Raw genomic sequence first — 15,081 nt, 5'->3', positions numbered from 1 at the left:
GGCTCGATGTACGCGGGACGACCCACCTAAGGTTCCCGCGGGTTCGAGGCGGTGTCCGGCAGGAGATGGATCGGTGGGAGCCGGAGGGTGTCGGCGACGCTGATCCGAAGCGAATCCGCCGTCGCGATGCGGTAACCCATGGATTCGACCTCGAGCCGATACGGACCGCCGGGGGGGAGGGCGATCGTGAAGAATCCGTCTCGACCGGAGAGGCCGCGTCCCACGACTTCGCCCTCGCTGTCGAGAGCCAGCAGGAGGGCGCCCATGATCCCTCTGGTCGTGACCGCCTGGATGACCTGGCCGGCCGCCGCACCCGCTTCAGTGGCGGGGTTCTGCCCTTCCATCGAGGAAGGCGAGGCCAGGGCGACGGCCAAAAGGGCCGAGGGAATCGCAAAGCGGGAAGGACGGAGCATGCTCCGGGGGGTTCGGGTCACCTGACCGAGAATGGCGGGGCCCTGGCGGCGCGCGCAAGGCGGGGCGGGGAATCCCGGGTGGGAAATCGCGAAGCCCTCGCGGGCCTGACCATCCGACGAATGCGAAGCCCCGCCGGGCCCAGGAGCACCGGGTCCGGCGGGGCGTGTGCTCGAGGCGGTCTAAGGGGTCACCCCGGCGTGCCGCCTTGTCCACCTCCGGCAGCACCCGTGCCACGTCCACCGCGCCCCGCGGCGAGCATCGCGTCAATCTTCGTCATTTGCTCGGCCGAGAGGAGCCCGCGGACGCGGGTGACCGCCGCGGCATTGTTCTGCTGAATCGGGCCCATGTGCTCTTGGATCTGCCCCATGACCGACGGGTCCGGCGGGCCGCCCCCACCCTGGATCCCCGCCATGAGCTGCTGAAGCGCCGCCTGGTGGGGCTGGTTCTCCGCGGTGAGCTCGTCCCGGACTGTGGTGAGCTGCGTGACTTCCTCGGCGGTGAGTCCCAGCTGAAGGCTGTCCGCGTTGGTGATAATGAGCGCGACGGGGTTCTGCATCATCCCGCCCATTCCTCCGCGGCCTGGACCGCGTCCCTGCGCATCCGCCAGCGACGGGAAGGCCACGAGGGCCAACACGAGCGTCGGCATGATCAAGCGATTCATGGTTCCAGACTCCTGAAGTCTTCGAGGGGTGGCACGGCGTCCTGCCCAAGTGCGACCGTTCCAACCATTGAGACACGCGCGGGACGAAAATCGTTCGCGGGGCTGGCGCGGGGGGCCGCCCTTCACAATTGTCCCGCCACCACGTTTTTTCATTCCGTGCGGAGCCGCAGGGAGCGAGCCCGGCGCGCGGCCAACCTCCATGACCCTCCGGGTGTCATGTTGACGGCCCCGGTTCCCGGAGAGTCCCCCCGGCGGGCCAGACCCGAACCAACGACCGAGGCGAAGGAGATCATGCAACCCAGCGAGCGCGCGATTTCGACGACGGAACCCAGAGCTTCCGCGTCGTCACCGCCCTTCCTTCCCGCACTCCTCCTCCTCTTCGTGGGAAGCGGAGCGGCGGCGCTCATCTACCAGGTCGTCTGGTTCCAGCTTCTGAGCCTGATTATCGGCTCGTCCGCGATCTCTCTCGGCGTGCTCCTCGCGACCTTCATGGGGGGAATGTGCATCGGGAGCATCGCCCTCCCGCGCTTCATTCCGCGCGCGCGGCATCCGCTCATGGTATACGCCGCGCTCGAAGGGGGGATCGCGCTCTTCGGCCTCCTCATTCTCGCCGGACTCCCCTGGATCGGTGGGCTCTACACGGCGATCGGCGGCGGCGGGTGGGTCGGATTCACGACGCGCGCGATCGTCAGCGCGATCTGTCTTCTCCCGCCCACGATCCTCATGGGTGCGACCCTTCCCGCCATTGCGCGGTGGGTCGAGGCGACGCCGAAGGGGGTGTCGTGGCTCGGCTTCTTTTACGCGGGCAACATCGGCGGGGCCGTCTTCGGGTGCCTCCTGGCCGGGTTCTACCTCCTCCGCGTGCACGATATGACGGTCGCGACTCTGGCCGCGGCGGGGCTGAACATCCTCGTCGCCGTCGTGGGTGCCCTGCTTGCGTCCCGCACCGCATACGCGGGAGAGCGAGCCATCGGCGAGGCCGCTCCAGTTGGAATCCCTCCCGGATCCTGGCCCGTTCTCGTGGCGATCGGACTTTCCGGGCTCACCGCGCTCGGCGCCGAAGTGATCTGGACCCGTGTCCTCTCCCTGATGCTGGGCGGAACGGTCTACACCTTTTCCCTCATCCTCGCGGCATTCTTGCTCGGGCTGGGGATCGGGAGTGGAGCGGGATCCTTCCTGGCCCGCACCCTCGAAAATCCCCGGACCGCTCTTGGGTGGTGCCAGCTCCTTCTCGTGGCGGGTTTTGCCTGGGCGGCGTATTCCCTCACGCAGGCGCTCCCCTTCTGGCCCGTGAATCCCTCGCTCGCGAGCGACGCGGTTTTCACCTTCCAGCTCGACTTCGTGCGGGCGCTCTGGACGGTCCTTCCAGGAGCGGTGCTCTGGGGCGCGAGCTTCCCGCTCGCGCTCGCCGCCGTGGCGGGGCGGGACCAGGACCCGGCGCGCCTCGTCGGCGTCGTGTACGCGTCGAACACCTTGGGCGCGATCGTCGGGTCCCTCGTCGCCGCGCTTCTCCTGATCGGGACGATCGGCACCCAGTCGGCCCAGCGCCTCCTCATCGCCGTCGCCGCCCTGAGCGCGCTCCTCCTGCTCGTGCCGCAGCTGATGCAGGGGGGAAAGCTCGTCATTCGCGCGGACGGATGGATTCGCGGCGCGGCGGCGATCGCGCTCGCGATTCTCCTCGGCGCGAGCGTGGCCCCGGTGCCCGGGATTCTCGTCGCATACGGGCGATTCACTCCGGGATGGCTCGGTTACGAGGGCGATATCTTTTACGTGGGGGAGGGGACACACGCCTCTCTCGCGGTGTCCCGCACTACGACGGGAGCCCTGAACTACCACAGCGCGGGGAAGGTTCAGGCCTCGAGCGAGCCGCAGGACATGCGCCTCCAGCGGCTCCTTGGGCACCTGACGACCTTGATTCCGGACGATCCGAGCTCGGTGATGGTGATCGGGCTCGGGGCCGGCGTGACCGCGGGGTCGGTGAGCATCGATCCGGCCGTCCAAAAGGTGACCATCGTGGAGTTGGAACGGCTCGTCCCCGAGGTCGTTTCCACGTACTTCAGCGAACACAATTTCGGTGTCGTGGACAATCCGAAAGTCGAAGTGATCGTGGACGACGCGCGGCACTTCCTCCTCACGACCGACGAGACCTTCGACGCGATCACCTCCGACCCATTCGACCCGTGGGTTAAGGGTGCCGCCACCCTGTATACGGCCGAATTCTTCGATCTCCTGAAGCGGCGGCTCAATCCGGGCGGGGTCGTCACCCTCTTCGTCCAGCTCTACGAGGCGGGACTCGCCGCGGTGAAGAGCGAGATCGCGACGTTCGTGGAGGCCTTCCCGAATGCGACCGTTTGGGCGAATACGCTCCAGGGGCAGGGGTACGACCTGGTGCTGATGGGGCAGGTGGAGCCGACCCGCGTGGACCTCGCCGAGCTCGACGCCCGCCTCCTCCGTCCCGAATACACGCCAGTCCGGAATTCGCTGGTGGAGGTGGGCTACTATCCGGTGGACTATCTCTTTGCGACCTACGCGGGGGACGGGCCGGACCTCACGGAATGGCTTTCCGACGCCGAGGTGACCCGGGACCGGAACCTGCGGCTCCAATACCTCGCCGGGCGGGACCTCAATTTGCGGCAGCAGGACCTGACTTATCGGCAGATCATGTCCTACGCGACCTTCCCGGACGACCTCTTCATCGGAGACCCCGAGCGGATCGCACGCCTCGAACGGCAGGCAATGGGGAAATAAGGACGCCCGAGCTCAGCGGCCTCGACTCGAAGAGGCCCGGCCGGGCGCGGCGCCGCCGGCGTCCGCTTCCGCCTCCGGATCCCTGAGCTCTTCGCCCGGATTCACGAAGGTGTCGGTTTCGACGCGGTACTGCATTTCGTACAGCCGCTGGTACAGCCCGCCGGCCCACCGGAGGGTCGAATGGTCTCCGCGCTCCACGATCCGGCCTCCGTCCAGGACGAGGATCTGGTCCGCGGAGATGATCGTCGAGAGCCGGTGCGCGATGACGAAAGTCGTCCTCCCGCGCCGGAGCGCCCTCAACCCCTCCCGAATGAGCGCCTCGGACTCCGAATCGAGAGAGGAGGTCGCCTCGTCGAGGACGAGGATCCGGGGATCCGCGAGGATCGCGCGGGCGATCGCCACCCGCTGGCGCTGGCCACCCGAGAGCTTGACCCCGCGCTCCCCGACGATCGTGTCGTAGCCCGCTTCGAATCGCTCGATGAATTCGTCCGCATTCGCGATGCGGGCCGCGGTCCGGACCTCATCGTCCGTGGCGCCCGGTTTCGAAAATCCGATGTTCTCCCGGATCGTCCCGTCGAAGAGGAAGTTGTCCTGGAGAACAACGCCGAGCTGCGAACGATAGTCGTCGAGGCGAAGGGTCTGGATGTCCTTTCGGTCCACAAGCACGCGCCCACTCGCTGGATTCCCGAAGGCGAGGACGAGGGAGACGAGGGTGGACTTGCCGGACCCGGAAGGTCCCACGAGAGCCGTCGTTGTTCCCGCCGGCGCATGAAAGGAGACGCCCTTAAGCACGGGGATGCCGGGCTCGTATTCGTACCAGGCCTCTTCGAAGGTCACCTCCCCCCGGAGCTCGGGAACTCGAGACCGGCTCGCGTCGTCGTCCCGTTCCGTCGGGAGCTCGAGAAGCTCGCGGATCCGGTCCAGCCCGGCGAAGGCGTCGGTGATCTGCGTTCCGACCCCCGCCATCTGGACGAGCGGCGCCGCCATGAGCCCCACGAAGAAGATGTACATGACGAGGTCACCGATGGTCATGGATCCGTCCAGGATCGCGCCACCTCCCATCAGCATGATCAGGACGCCGATCGCGCCCACGATCACGGTCGAGGCGGCCTGGACGGCACTCGTTCCCGTGATCGTACCGGCGATGTTCCGGAAGAGGTCGAAGACCCCCTTCGTAAAGATGCGTCCCTCCCGTCTCTCCGCCGTGTAGACCTTGAGCGTCCGGACGCCTCCAAGCGCCTCGCCGAGTCGTCCCGTTACACGCGCCTGGATCTCGTAGCGCCGCCTGAAGATCGGGCGGAGCTTCCGAAACGCGTAAATCATGATTCCGGAGAATCCTGCGAGGAGGGAGATCGCGACGATCGTCATCTGCCAGTTCAGCCAGAAAAGAACCCCAAGGGCCGCCCCGGCCGTGAGGAAGCCTCCAACGAGCTGGATGATCCCCGTCCCGATGAGGTTCCGGATGCCGTCGGCGTCCTCCATCACGCGCGTGATGAGGACGCCGCTTTTCGTCCGATCGAAATAGGATGTCGGCATCCAGAGGATGTGTGCCTGGACCCTGCGGCGCATGTCGGCGATCGCTCGTTGGCCCGCGACACTGACGACCTGACTTAGGCCGAAGGAGGTCAAGGCCTGCACCACCGTGGCCCCACCGACGGCCAGGGCGAGGGGGAGAAGGAGATCGGCGTTCCCATTCACCAGGATGTTGTCGATCAGATAGCCGGACGACAGGGGAAGGACGAACTGGGCAGCCCGGTTCACGATCATGAGGCTGAAGCCGATCGCCAGCGTCGTTCGGTAACGCCAGAGGAGCTCCTTCGCCTCCCTGGTCACGCTGGAGAGCTGGAGCTTTTTCTTCTTTTTTTTCCCCTCCTCGGAGGGGGGGGCGGTCTCGGACATGGCGGGCTCTTACCCCGTGCGGTTCCGTAGGGTACCCCGGCGGATTCGGGGAGGCGGCCGACTCAGCCGTCCGCACCTTACTTCTCGCCGGCTCGGAGCGTATTTTGCACCCGAGCGCCGCACTCCCGGCAGCGAAGTTTCCCGGCTCCCGGCGCGGCTTTCACCGTGACCCTGAGAGACGACCATGCCCAGACTCCCGCGTAACCCGACCTCGCTCGCCGTTCCGTTCTTCGCTTTCCTTCTCCTTTCCGCGTGCCGCCCCGCCGAAGAAGCGCCCCCGGTCGGCGATGAGCCCGGGATCGGGACTGTCACCTTTCCGACCTCCTGCTCCGCGACGGCCCAACCCGTCTTCGAGGACGCTGTGGCGATGTTGCACTCGTTCTGGTTCGAGGAGGCGGAAGCGACCTTTGCCGAGGTCCTGCGGCTCGATCCGAATTGCGCCATGGCCCATTGGGGGACCGCGATGACGATGTGGGGAAACCCGATGACGCGCGCGGCTCCCCCGGACGCGCGCGTGGAAGCGGCGCGGGCGGCGCTCGCGGCCGCCGAGGCTCTTTCCGGCTCGATCACACCGCGTGAACGGGGTTATCTCGATGCCGCCGCGGCCTTGTACGATGGGCACCCCGAGGTTGGTCACATGGACCGCCTCCGCGCGCACGAGGAGGCCATGCGCGTGGTGATGGAAGCGAATCCGGACGATCCGGAAGCCAAGATCTTTTATGGGCGGATCGTGATCGGGAACGCGCCCCCCAACGACCTGACCTTTTCGCGCCAGCTAGCGGCCGCCGAGATCATGGAGCCGCTCTACCAGGAGCGCCCCGACCATCCGGGAATCGCGCACTACCTGATCCACGCCTTCGACGCACCCGCGATCGCGGAAGAGGGGCTCGGCGCGGCCCTCCGTTACGCGGACATCGCGCCGGACGCGCCGCACGCACTCCACATGCCCACCCACATCTTCACCCGGCTCGGGCACTGGGAGGAGTCCATCGAGCTGAACGCACGCTCCGCGGCGGCCGAGCCGGACCCGGACGCGGCCGTGCATCCACTCGACTACATGGTTTACGCGTACCTCCAGCTCGGGCGGGACCAAGAGGCGGGGGCGGTCGTGGCGCGCGCGCGTGACATTCCCGACCGCTTTTATGGGGGCCTCATCGGCTACAACTTCGCGGCGATGCAGGCTCGGTACGCGCTAGAGAGAAATCGGTGGGAGGACGCGGCGGCGGTGCCGATCCCGGTCGGGGCCCTCCCCTATGTCGAAGCCGTCTCTCGCTTTGCGCGCGCCCTCGGGGCCGCGCGGAGCGGGCGCGTCGAGGAGGCGCGCGTGGAGGCGGCCGCGCTCGGCGCGCTCGAGGGTCAGTTGCGCGAGATGAACGACGCCTACTGGGCGACGGTCGTCGGGGCGCAGCGCCTCGCCGCCGAGGCGTGGATCGCGCGCGGGGCAGGGGACGACGCGACGGCCCTTCGTCTCGCGAATGAAGCGGCGGACCTCGAGGGGACGGTGGAAAAACATCCGGTCACGCCGGGACCCCTCCTCCCCGCGGCGGAACTCCTCGGCGACCTCCTCCTCGAGTTGGGTCAGCCACAGGCGGCACTCGAGGCGTACCGGCGGACACTTTCGACGGAACAGAACCGGGCGAGGGCGCTCTTCGGCGCGGCGCGCGCCGCGGAGGCCGCGGGCGACGCGGCAGCGGCCGGAACGTACTACCGCAGCCTCCTGGCTCTGCTCGAGGGGGCGGACGCGGACCGTCCCGACCTCGTGGCGGCGAGGGCCTGGGCGGCGCGTTGAAAAGGCGAATCGTCTCTTTTCCGGGCGGCGTTGCCCCGGCCGGACGCACCCCCGGCCCGGCCACCCGCCGTCGCGCTGGCTGCCTCCTCGCCGCGGCTTGCTTCGGCGCGGCCGGATGTGCGCCCGATTGGACTCCGCTCGAGGGGGCACTCCTCGGAGACCTCGATGGTTTCTCGGGGCTCCCCGGCTCTCCCCGCGCCGGCGCCTCGGACGACTTCTGGGCGCACTGGGGAGATGGGCAGGCCGAGCTTTCCGGATACAGCGTGACGGTGTCGCGTTACGGCGCGCCACGCGAAGGGGTGACTTCGCTCATTTACGTGACGGAGCCGCACGACCGGCGCACCTGGGTCAAAGATGACCGGGCGGAGTCGCCGAACCGGGTCGAGGTGATGAAGCTCATTCGAAGCACGCACTTCCTCACCGGGATCTATCCGTACTCGGTGATGGCTTCGACCTTCGTCCCGGTGGAGGCCTGGGGGGACATTCGGTTCCAGCCGGTCCGCATCAACCTCGACGTGCAGGAGTGGTGCGGAAGCGTCTCGCATCGGATCTGGCCGGGTCCGGGGCGGCTCCGGTCTCTGCGCCTCTCTTACTTCGCCGACGAGGGAGAGAGCCTCATCGAGACGACCCTCCCCGAGGGAACGCTCTTCGAGGACGCCCTCCCGATTCAGCTTCGGGAGCTCGACGGTCCCTTCAGCGGCGGAGGGGACTGGACGGGTTGGATCGTCCCCGAGCTCTGGCGCCTCCGCGCGAACCACGGCCCCACCCAGCCGGTCGAGGCGACGATCTCCCGCAAGAACGGGGAGCGCGAAGGCGTCCCGGTCACCCACTTCCTTCTCGAGGCCGGCGACTATTGGCGGCGATACGACGTGGAGACCGCCTTCCCCCGCCGGATCCTGGGGTGGGAGACGGCGACGGGCGACGCGGCGAGTCTCCTCTCGACGGAGCGGCTCGCGTATTGGTCCCTGAACGCTCCCGGCGACGAACTCTTCCGCGAGAGGCTCGGCCTCAGCGCGACCGACCTCCTTCCACCCGCGAACGACGGGGCCGCCTGCCCGGTGACCGCCACTCCGGACTCCACGCGTTGATCCCCCGCGGTTCATGAGCTCCGTTCGCCGGTGACGGTGAAGAGGCTCCTCCTCGCCGTGCTCGTCGCCGCGGCGGTCGCGGGTTTCTTCGTCTTCGATCTGGCGGAGCTCTTTTCCCTCGAATCCCTGAAGGCCCGGCAGGCCGAGCTCGACGGGTTTTACCGCGAGAACCCCTGGACCACCATTGGAGGCTATTTCGCCGCGTACGTGATCATGGCCGGGCTCTCCCTTCCCGGAGCTGCGATCATGACGCTCGCCGGGGGCGCGATCCTCGGGTTCGTCACCGGGACGATCGTCGTTTCCTTCGCGTCCACGATCGGAGCCACCCTCGCCTTCCTGGTCGGACGGTTCTTGTTCCGCGACGCCGTGCAGAACCGCTTCGGGAGCCAACTCAGGGCAGCGAACGAGGGGGTGGAGAGGGACGGGGCGTTCTACCTCTTCATGCTCCGCCTCGTCCCCGTCTTTCCCTTCTTCGCGATCAATCTCCTGATGGCGCTGACCCCGATGAAGGCCGTGACCTTCTACCTGGTGAGCCAGATCGGGATGCTCGCGGGGTCGATGGTCTATGTGAACGCGGGGACGCGGATCGCGCAGATCGAGTCGCTCGGGGGGATCCTCTCTCCGGGCCTCCTCGGGGCCTTCGCCCTCCTGGGCGTCTTCCCCCTGGTCGCACGCTGGACCGCACGCGGGCTCGAGAGCGGGCGCGCGCTCCGCGGCTGGATGAAGCCGAAGCGCTTCGACCGGAATCTGATCGTGGTCGGGGCGGGGGCGGCGGGGCTGGTCACCGCGTACATCGCGGCGGCGGTGAAGGCGAAGGTCACGCTCATCGAACGGGAGAAGATGGGCGGCGACTGCCTGAACACGGGGTGCGTTCCCTCGAAGACGCTGATCCGCTCGGCCCGCTTCGCTCACGATGTGAAGCGCCATCGGGCGCTGGGATTCGCGGACGCGAACGAACGCCACGACTTCCCGGAGCTGATGGCACGCGTGCGAAGAGTCATCGCCCGGATCGAGCCGCACGATTCGGTCGAACGCTACGAGGGTCTGGGCGTCGAGGTGATCCAGGGGGAAGCCCGCGTGACGGGCCCCTGGTCCGTCGAAGTGAAGGGGGAGACACTCACGACCCGTCACATCGTGATCGCAACCGGTGCGGGGCCATTCGTGCCGGCGATCCCGGGGCTGGACGAGGTCGGGTACTTCACCTCGGAGACGATCTGGACGCTCACCGAACACCCCGGGCGGCTTCTCGTCCTGGGGTGCGGCCCCGTGGGATGCGAGCTCGCCCAGAGCTTTCAGCGGCTCGGGGTGCCGGTCACGCAGCTCGAGGTCCTTCCGCGGATCCTCGTGACTGAAGACGAAGACGCCTCCGCCCTCGTGGAGGGGCGCATGCGCGAAGAGGGGGTGGACCTCCACACCGGGCACCGTGTGGTTCGCTTTGCCCACGAGGGGGGAGAGAAGGTGGCCTATGCCGAACACGAGGGCGGGACCGCCCGATTCGCCTTCGACCACCTCCTCGTCGCCGTCGGGCGCAAGGCGCGAGTGGAGGGATTCGGGCTCGAAGAAGTCGGTGTCACGCTCAAGGACGGCCGGATCGAGACGGATGAGATGCTCCGGACCCGGGTGCCGACGATCTTCGCCTGCGGCGACTGTGTCGGGCCGTACCAGTTCACGCACGCGGCGTCGCACCAGGCGTGGCACGCGGCGGTGAATTCCCTCTTTTCGAACCCGTTCAAGCGGTTTCGAGTGGACTACTCGGTCCTCCCCCTCGTCACCTTCACGGATCCCGAGGTCGCACGCGTGGGACTCAACGAGCGGCAAGCGGCGAAGCGGGGGGTCGAAGTGCAGGTCACCCGCTACGACCTGGCCGGGCTCGACCGCGCGATCGCGGACGAGGAGGCCGTCGGGTTCGTGAAGATTCTCACCCGGCCGGGGAAGGATCGAATCCTGGGGGCGACGGTCGTGGGAGAGCGGGCGGGCGAGCTGGTCGCCGAGCTCGCCCTCGCCATGAAGCACGGCATCGGGCTGAATAAGATCCTCGGGACCGTGCACGCGTATCCGACCCTCGCGGAGGCCAACAAAATGGCCGCGGGGGTCTGGAAGCGGACCCACGCGCCCGAGCGTGTCCTTCGGCTGGTGGAACGTTATCATGTCTGGCGCCGGAGGTGACCGCCCTTCGGGCCAGGCGGCCCAGCTCCCCCACCTCTTTTAGGACCCGAGCCCACTTCGTGAGATGCGTCCCATGAAAAGGATCGCCGCCGCCTTAAGTCTGGTCGCCGCCGCTCTCGCGTCCCACGGGGCGTCGCCCACGCCGCTCGCCGCCCAGCAGGCGCAATTCCAGCCGCACCCGGCCACGCAGGATCCGGACGTCCTCGTGACGCTCGAAACACTCGCCAGGTGGGAGGAGGAGTTGTCGAATTGGGGGCGGTGGGGACCGGACGACCAGCGCGGGACCTTCAACCTCATCACGCCGGAAAAGACGCGGGACGCGGCGGGGCTCGTCCGTGAGGGGATCACGGTCACCCTCCAGCACTTCGTCACGACCGAAGAGGCGATGGACTCGCAGGCCTTCGGGGAGACGCGTTATTGGATGAGCCGCCTGAACGCGCAGGGAGAGCCGACCTTCGCGCTCGACGAGATCCAGTTCTCGCTCCACGACGGGATGCTGTCCCACATGGACGCGCTCTGCCACTACCGGAAGGAGATGGACGGGGAGTTCGTGATCTTCAACGGCTACCCGCAGAATCTCACCACGAAAGGGTGCCACGACCTCTCGATAGACAAGATGGGACCGGGGTACGTGACCCGCGCCATCCTGGTGGACATCCCGCTCCTGCGGGGGGTGGACTGGCTCGAGCCGACGACGCCCATCTTCGTGGAAGACCTGGAAGCCTGGGAGGAGTTCGCCGGCGTGCGGGTCGGGCCCGGGGACGCGCTCCTGGTTCGGACCGGCCGGTGGGCGCTCCGCGAGGCCGAAGGGCCCTGGGCCTACGGGCAGGGCGGGGCCGGGCTCCATGCCTCGGTCCTTCCCTGGCTCCAGGAGCGGGGCGTCGCCCTCCTCGTCGGGGACGCGGTGAACGACGTGCAGCCCTCGGGCGTCCAGGGGATCAACCGCCCGATCCATCAGCTCACCCAGGTGAACCTGGGGCTCCCGATCGTGGATAACGGGTACTTGGAGGATGCCGCCGAGGTCGCGGCGAACCTCCAGCGGTGGGAGTTCATGATCTCCTGGCAGATCAGCAAGATCGTGGGAGGGACGGCGGCTCCCTTCAACGCACTGGCGACCTTCTGACAGGACCGGGCGGCGCCACCGCCCTCCCCATCATCTCGAACCAGAGCAGAAGAGGCATCATGACGACGATTTCGATCCGGTCCCCGTGGGTGGTGGCGCTTCCCATCCTCGTACTGGCGACCGCGCCACTGGCGGCGGCGCCCCTCGCGGCACAGGCGCCTCCCGGCTCGGAGCACGTCGGGTCCGCCTTCACCTTCGAGGAGATCCGTCCAGGGATCTGGTTCGCGGTCGGCACGGGGAGCCTCACGGTCTTCTCGAACGCGACGGTCATCGTCAACGAAGAAGACGTGCTCGTCGTGGACACGCACGTCTCGCCGGCGGCCGCTTTTGCGCTCCGCGAAGAGCTCGAGGCGATCACCGACAAGCCGATCCGGTACGTGGTGAGCACGCACTATCACTTCGACCACGCGCACGGGAACCAGATCTACGTCGGGAGCGCGGAGATCATCGGGCATGAATACACGCGGTGGGCGCTCGAGAACGGGCTCTCCCTGACCGGCCCGACCTTCGCCAGGTTCCTCGCGCCGATCCCCGAACGGGTCGAGCAGCTTCGCGCCCAGGTCGCCGCGGCCGAAACGCCGGAGGCGCGGGAGACCGCAGAGGGGCGCCTCCTGATCCAGGAGAACTTCCTGGAAGCCACGAACGCGGTGGTTCCCACTCCCCCCACGATCACGCTCCGGGACCGCATGACCCTCGTCCGGGGAGGCAGGGAGATCCAGATCATCCATCTCGGGCGGGGGCATACGGCGGGCGATGTCGTGGTCTACCTTCCCGAGGAGCGCCTCCTCATGACGGGCGATCTCTTTTACGGAGGAATCCCGTACATGGGCACGGCCTACCTCTCCGACTGGGCGGACACCCTCGAGCGAATGAAAGAGCTGGACTTCGAGATGGTCCTCCCCGGACATGGCGGGGTGGTGACCGACCGTCAGCAGATTGACCGCCTGCAGGCCTACATGCGCGACCTCTGGGCCCAGATTCAGGAGATGCATGCCGCGGGCGTTCCGGCCGAGGAAGCCGCGGCCCGCATTGACCTGCGCGCGCATGGCGACAACTTTGCGGCCGCTAGGCGCCTCGGGGCGGACGTGGACGCCGTGGTACGCGGGTACGAGCTTCTGAATGAGGCGCGTTGAGCCATCGGATCCGCGCCCGCTCCCACCGTGTAGATGTAAGAGGCGCCCCGATCCGCGCCCCTCGTGGATACTCCGCAGGAGAAACCGTGAATCGTACGATCCTCGTGACCGCGCTCGCTCTGATCGGCTTCGCTCAACCGGCTCACTCGCAGGCGGGAGCCCTCAATGGCGAATGGCGCCACTGGGGCGGTGATCCCGGCGCGACCCGGTTCTCTCCCCTCGCCGCTCTCACCGAAGAGAACGTGGGCGAGCTCGAAGTCGCCTTCCGTTGGACGGCGCGCAACTTCGGCCCGAACCCCGAAACGAACTTCCGTGCCACTCCTCTGATGGTGAACGGGGTGCTCTACACGACGGCGGGTTCGCGCCGCTCCGTCGCCGCGATCGACGCCGCAACCGGGGAAACGCTGTGGACCTGGCGAAACTCCGAAGAGAGGGAAGGGCCGCGCCAGAACTCGGGGCGGGGTGTCGCCTACGCCGAGAACGCGGCCGGGGAAGGGCGGATCTACGTTATCACGCCGGGCTTCCAGCTCTTTCTGCTCGATGCCCGGACGGGGTGGGAGATCGAGAGCTTCGGGGAGGGTGGGCGCGTGGACCTTCGCGCCACCCTCGAGGCCGAATGGGGAAGCCCGATCGACCGCGAAGACGCGGATGTCGGCTCGAGCTCGCCCCCCGTGGTGGCCGGCGGGGTCGTGGTCGTCGGCGCGGCGCACGTCGCTTCGCTCCGCCCCAATTCGAGGGCGAACATCCCCGGGTACATCCAGGCCTTCGACGCCGAAACGGGGGCTCTGAAGTGGGTCTTCCACACGATTCCCAGGCCGGGCGAGCTCGGCTACGAAACGTGGGAAGAGGGCTCCGCGGATTACACGGGAAACGCCGGTGCCTGGCCTACCTTCACCGTGGACGAGGAGTTCGGGTTGGTCTATCTCCCGACCGAAGCGGCCACGAGCGACTATTACGGAGGCCACCGCCTCGGGGACAATCTCTTTTCCTCGACGCTCCTGGCGCTGAATCTCCAGACGGGGGAGCGGGAGTGGCATCACCAGATCCTCCGCCACGATGTCTGGGACTGGGACAACCCCACGGCCCCGATCCTGATCGACATCGAGGTGGACGGTGAGACGGTGCCCGCCGTCGTGCAGGTGACCAAACAGAGCTTCGCCTATGTCTTCAATCGAGCGACCGGCGAACCGGTTTGGCCCTTCGTGGAGTTTCCGGTTCCCCCGTCGGACGTCCCGGGCGAGCGTATGGCGGAAAGCCAGCTCATTCCGACCCGGCCCCCGGCGTTCGACCGCCAGGGGTTCGGGCCCGACGACATCGTGGACTTCACCCCCGAGATCAGAGCCCTCGCGGAGGCGGCACTCGAGAACGTCCGCTTCGGCGGGCTCTTCGCGGGAGCGTCGCTCGTCAACGCTCCGGACGGGTCGACCGGGACGATCACCCTTCCGGGGACCACCGGGGGCGCGAACTGGGAGGGCGCGGTCGCGGATCCGGAGACGGGGATGCTCTTCGTCGCCTCGCAGACGGCGCCAGCGGTCCTCGCCCTGGCGGAGACCCCGCCGGATGCGGAAATCGACTATGTAGTCGGGCGCTTCGGCTCGCCGACGGTCCAGGGCATTCCCATCGTGAAGCCACCGTGGGGGCGGATCAGCGCCATCGACCTGAACGAGGGCGAGCTTCTTTGGCAGGTGGCGAACGCGGACACTCCCGCGCGAATCCGAGACAATCCGCTTCTCGCCGGAATCGAGGTCCCGCGCACCGGATGGGCGACCCGCGCCGGGCTCCTGGTGACTCGAAACGTCCTCTTCGCCGGGGAAGGGGCGGGCGGAACGCCGACCTTCCGGGCGCACGACAAGATGACGGGGGAGATCCTCTGGGAGGCCGAGCTTCCGGCATCGCAGACAGGGATGCCCATGGCGTACGAGCTGGACGGCCGGCCCTACGTCGTGGTACCGGTCGCCGGACCGGGCGCGCCGGCCGAGTTCGTGGTCTTCACCCTTCCCTGAGGACGCACTTCGGTTCTCAGGCCTGGCCGCGCGCGCGCGGCCAGGCCCACCGTACCC

The 15,081-nt window shown here is 67.9% G+C and carries 10 protein-coding genes; 7 read left to right on the top strand and 3 right to left on the bottom strand.

Features of this window, described 5'->3' with window-relative positions:
• Positions 1-26: 26 nt before the first annotated feature.
• Together WEG36_02060 and WEG36_02055 are read right to left on the bottom strand one after the other, a co-directional pair.
• The gene (locus WEG36_02060) at positions 27-413 is read right to left on the bottom strand and encodes a carboxypeptidase-like regulatory domain-containing protein (GenBank protein MEX1256378.1); all 387 of its coding nucleotides are present in this window, start codon (positions 411-413) and stop codon (positions 27-29) included.
• A gap of 188 nt (positions 414-601) precedes the next feature.
• Positions 602-1,075: a hypothetical protein gene (locus WEG36_02055; protein MEX1256377.1), complete on the bottom strand. Its 474-nt coding sequence runs from the start codon at positions 1,073-1,075 to the stop codon at positions 602-604.
• 291 nt (positions 1,076-1,366) lie between these two features.
• Here WEG36_02055 and WEG36_02050 point away from each other — a divergent pair, with 291 nt between their 5' ends.
• On the top strand, positions 1,367-3,823 hold the full coding sequence (locus WEG36_02050) for a fused MFS/spermidine synthase (GenBank protein MEX1256376.1): 2,457 nt from the start codon (positions 1,367-1,369) through the stop codon (positions 3,821-3,823).
• Positions 3,824-3,835: 12 nt separating this feature from the next.
• On the opposite strand, the gene WEG36_02045 is transcribed toward WEG36_02050, so the two are convergent.
• Entirely contained in the window at positions 3,836-5,722 is a 1,887-nt protein-coding gene (locus tag WEG36_02045) for an ABC transporter ATP-binding protein (protein MEX1256375.1), read from the bottom strand.
• 184 nt (positions 5,723-5,906) lie between these two features.
• Between WEG36_02045 and WEG36_02040 the strand changes: the two genes are divergently transcribed.
• From WEG36_02040 to WEG36_02015, 6 genes are all read left to right on the top strand, one after another.
• Entirely contained in the window at positions 5,907-7,511 is a 1,605-nt protein-coding gene (locus tag WEG36_02040) for a hypothetical protein (GenBank protein MEX1256374.1), read from the top strand.
• On the top strand, positions 7,508-8,599 hold the full coding sequence (locus WEG36_02035; protein MEX1256373.1) for a hypothetical protein: 1,092 nt from the start codon (positions 7,508-7,510) through the stop codon (positions 8,597-8,599). The genes WEG36_02040 and WEG36_02035 overlap by 4 nt, the downstream gene beginning before the upstream one ends.
• Positions 8,600-8,629: 30 nt before the next feature.
• Positions 8,630-10,765 carry an FAD-dependent oxidoreductase gene (locus WEG36_02030; protein ID MEX1256372.1) on the top strand — a complete coding sequence of 712 codons (2,136 nt, stop codon included), beginning with the start codon at positions 8,630-8,632 and terminating at the stop codon, positions 10,763-10,765.
• Between the two features lie 73 nt (positions 10,766-10,838).
• A complete protein-coding gene (locus WEG36_02025) occupies positions 10,839-11,888 on the top strand; it encodes a cyclase family protein (GenBank protein ID MEX1256371.1) in 1,050 nt (349 codons plus the stop codon).
• A 59-nt stretch (positions 11,889-11,947) separates the two neighbouring features.
• Positions 11,948-13,021 (top strand): MBL fold metallo-hydrolase, encoded by a 1,074-nt coding sequence (locus tag WEG36_02020; GenBank protein MEX1256370.1) that lies wholly within the window; start codon positions 11,948-11,950, stop codon positions 13,019-13,021.
• Between the two features lie 86 nt (positions 13,022-13,107).
• Positions 13,108-15,024 (top strand): PQQ-binding-like beta-propeller repeat protein, encoded by a 1,917-nt coding sequence (locus tag WEG36_02015; GenBank protein MEX1256369.1) that lies wholly within the window; start codon positions 13,108-13,110, stop codon positions 15,022-15,024.
• Positions 15,025-15,081 lie beyond the last annotated feature (57 nt).

The organism is Gemmatimonadota bacterium, assembly GCA_040882465.1.
Taxonomy (GTDB): Bacteria; Gemmatimonadota; Gemmatimonadetes; order Longimicrobiales; family Gaopeijiaceae; genus JBBEBG01.
This window is presented reverse-complemented; position numbering and strand designations above follow the sequence as displayed.

Coding starts and splice junctions, on each gene's coding strand:
- WEG36_02045 (MEX1256375.1), bottom strand. CDS start 5,722: ATGTCCGAGACCGCCCCCCCCTCCGAGGAGGGGAAAAAAAAGAAGAAA.
- WEG36_02040 (MEX1256374.1), top strand. CDS start 5,907: ATGCCCAGACTCCCGCGTAACCCGACCTCGCTCGCCGTTCCGTTCTTC.
- WEG36_02025 (MEX1256371.1), top strand. CDS start 10,839: ATGAAAAGGATCGCCGCCGCCTTAAGTCTGGTCGCCGCCGCTCTCGCG.
- WEG36_02020 (MEX1256370.1), top strand. CDS start 11,948: ATGACGACGATTTCGATCCGGTCCCCGTGGGTGGTGGCGCTTCCCATC.
- WEG36_02055 (MEX1256377.1), bottom strand. CDS start 1,075: ATGAATCGCTTGATCATGCCGACGCTCGTGTTGGCCCTCGTGGCCTTC.
- WEG36_02050 (MEX1256376.1), top strand. CDS start 1,367: ATGCAACCCAGCGAGCGCGCGATTTCGACGACGGAACCCAGAGCTTCC.
- WEG36_02060 (MEX1256378.1), bottom strand. CDS start 413: ATGCTCCGTCCTTCCCGCTTTGCGATTCCCTCGGCCCTTTTGGCCGTC.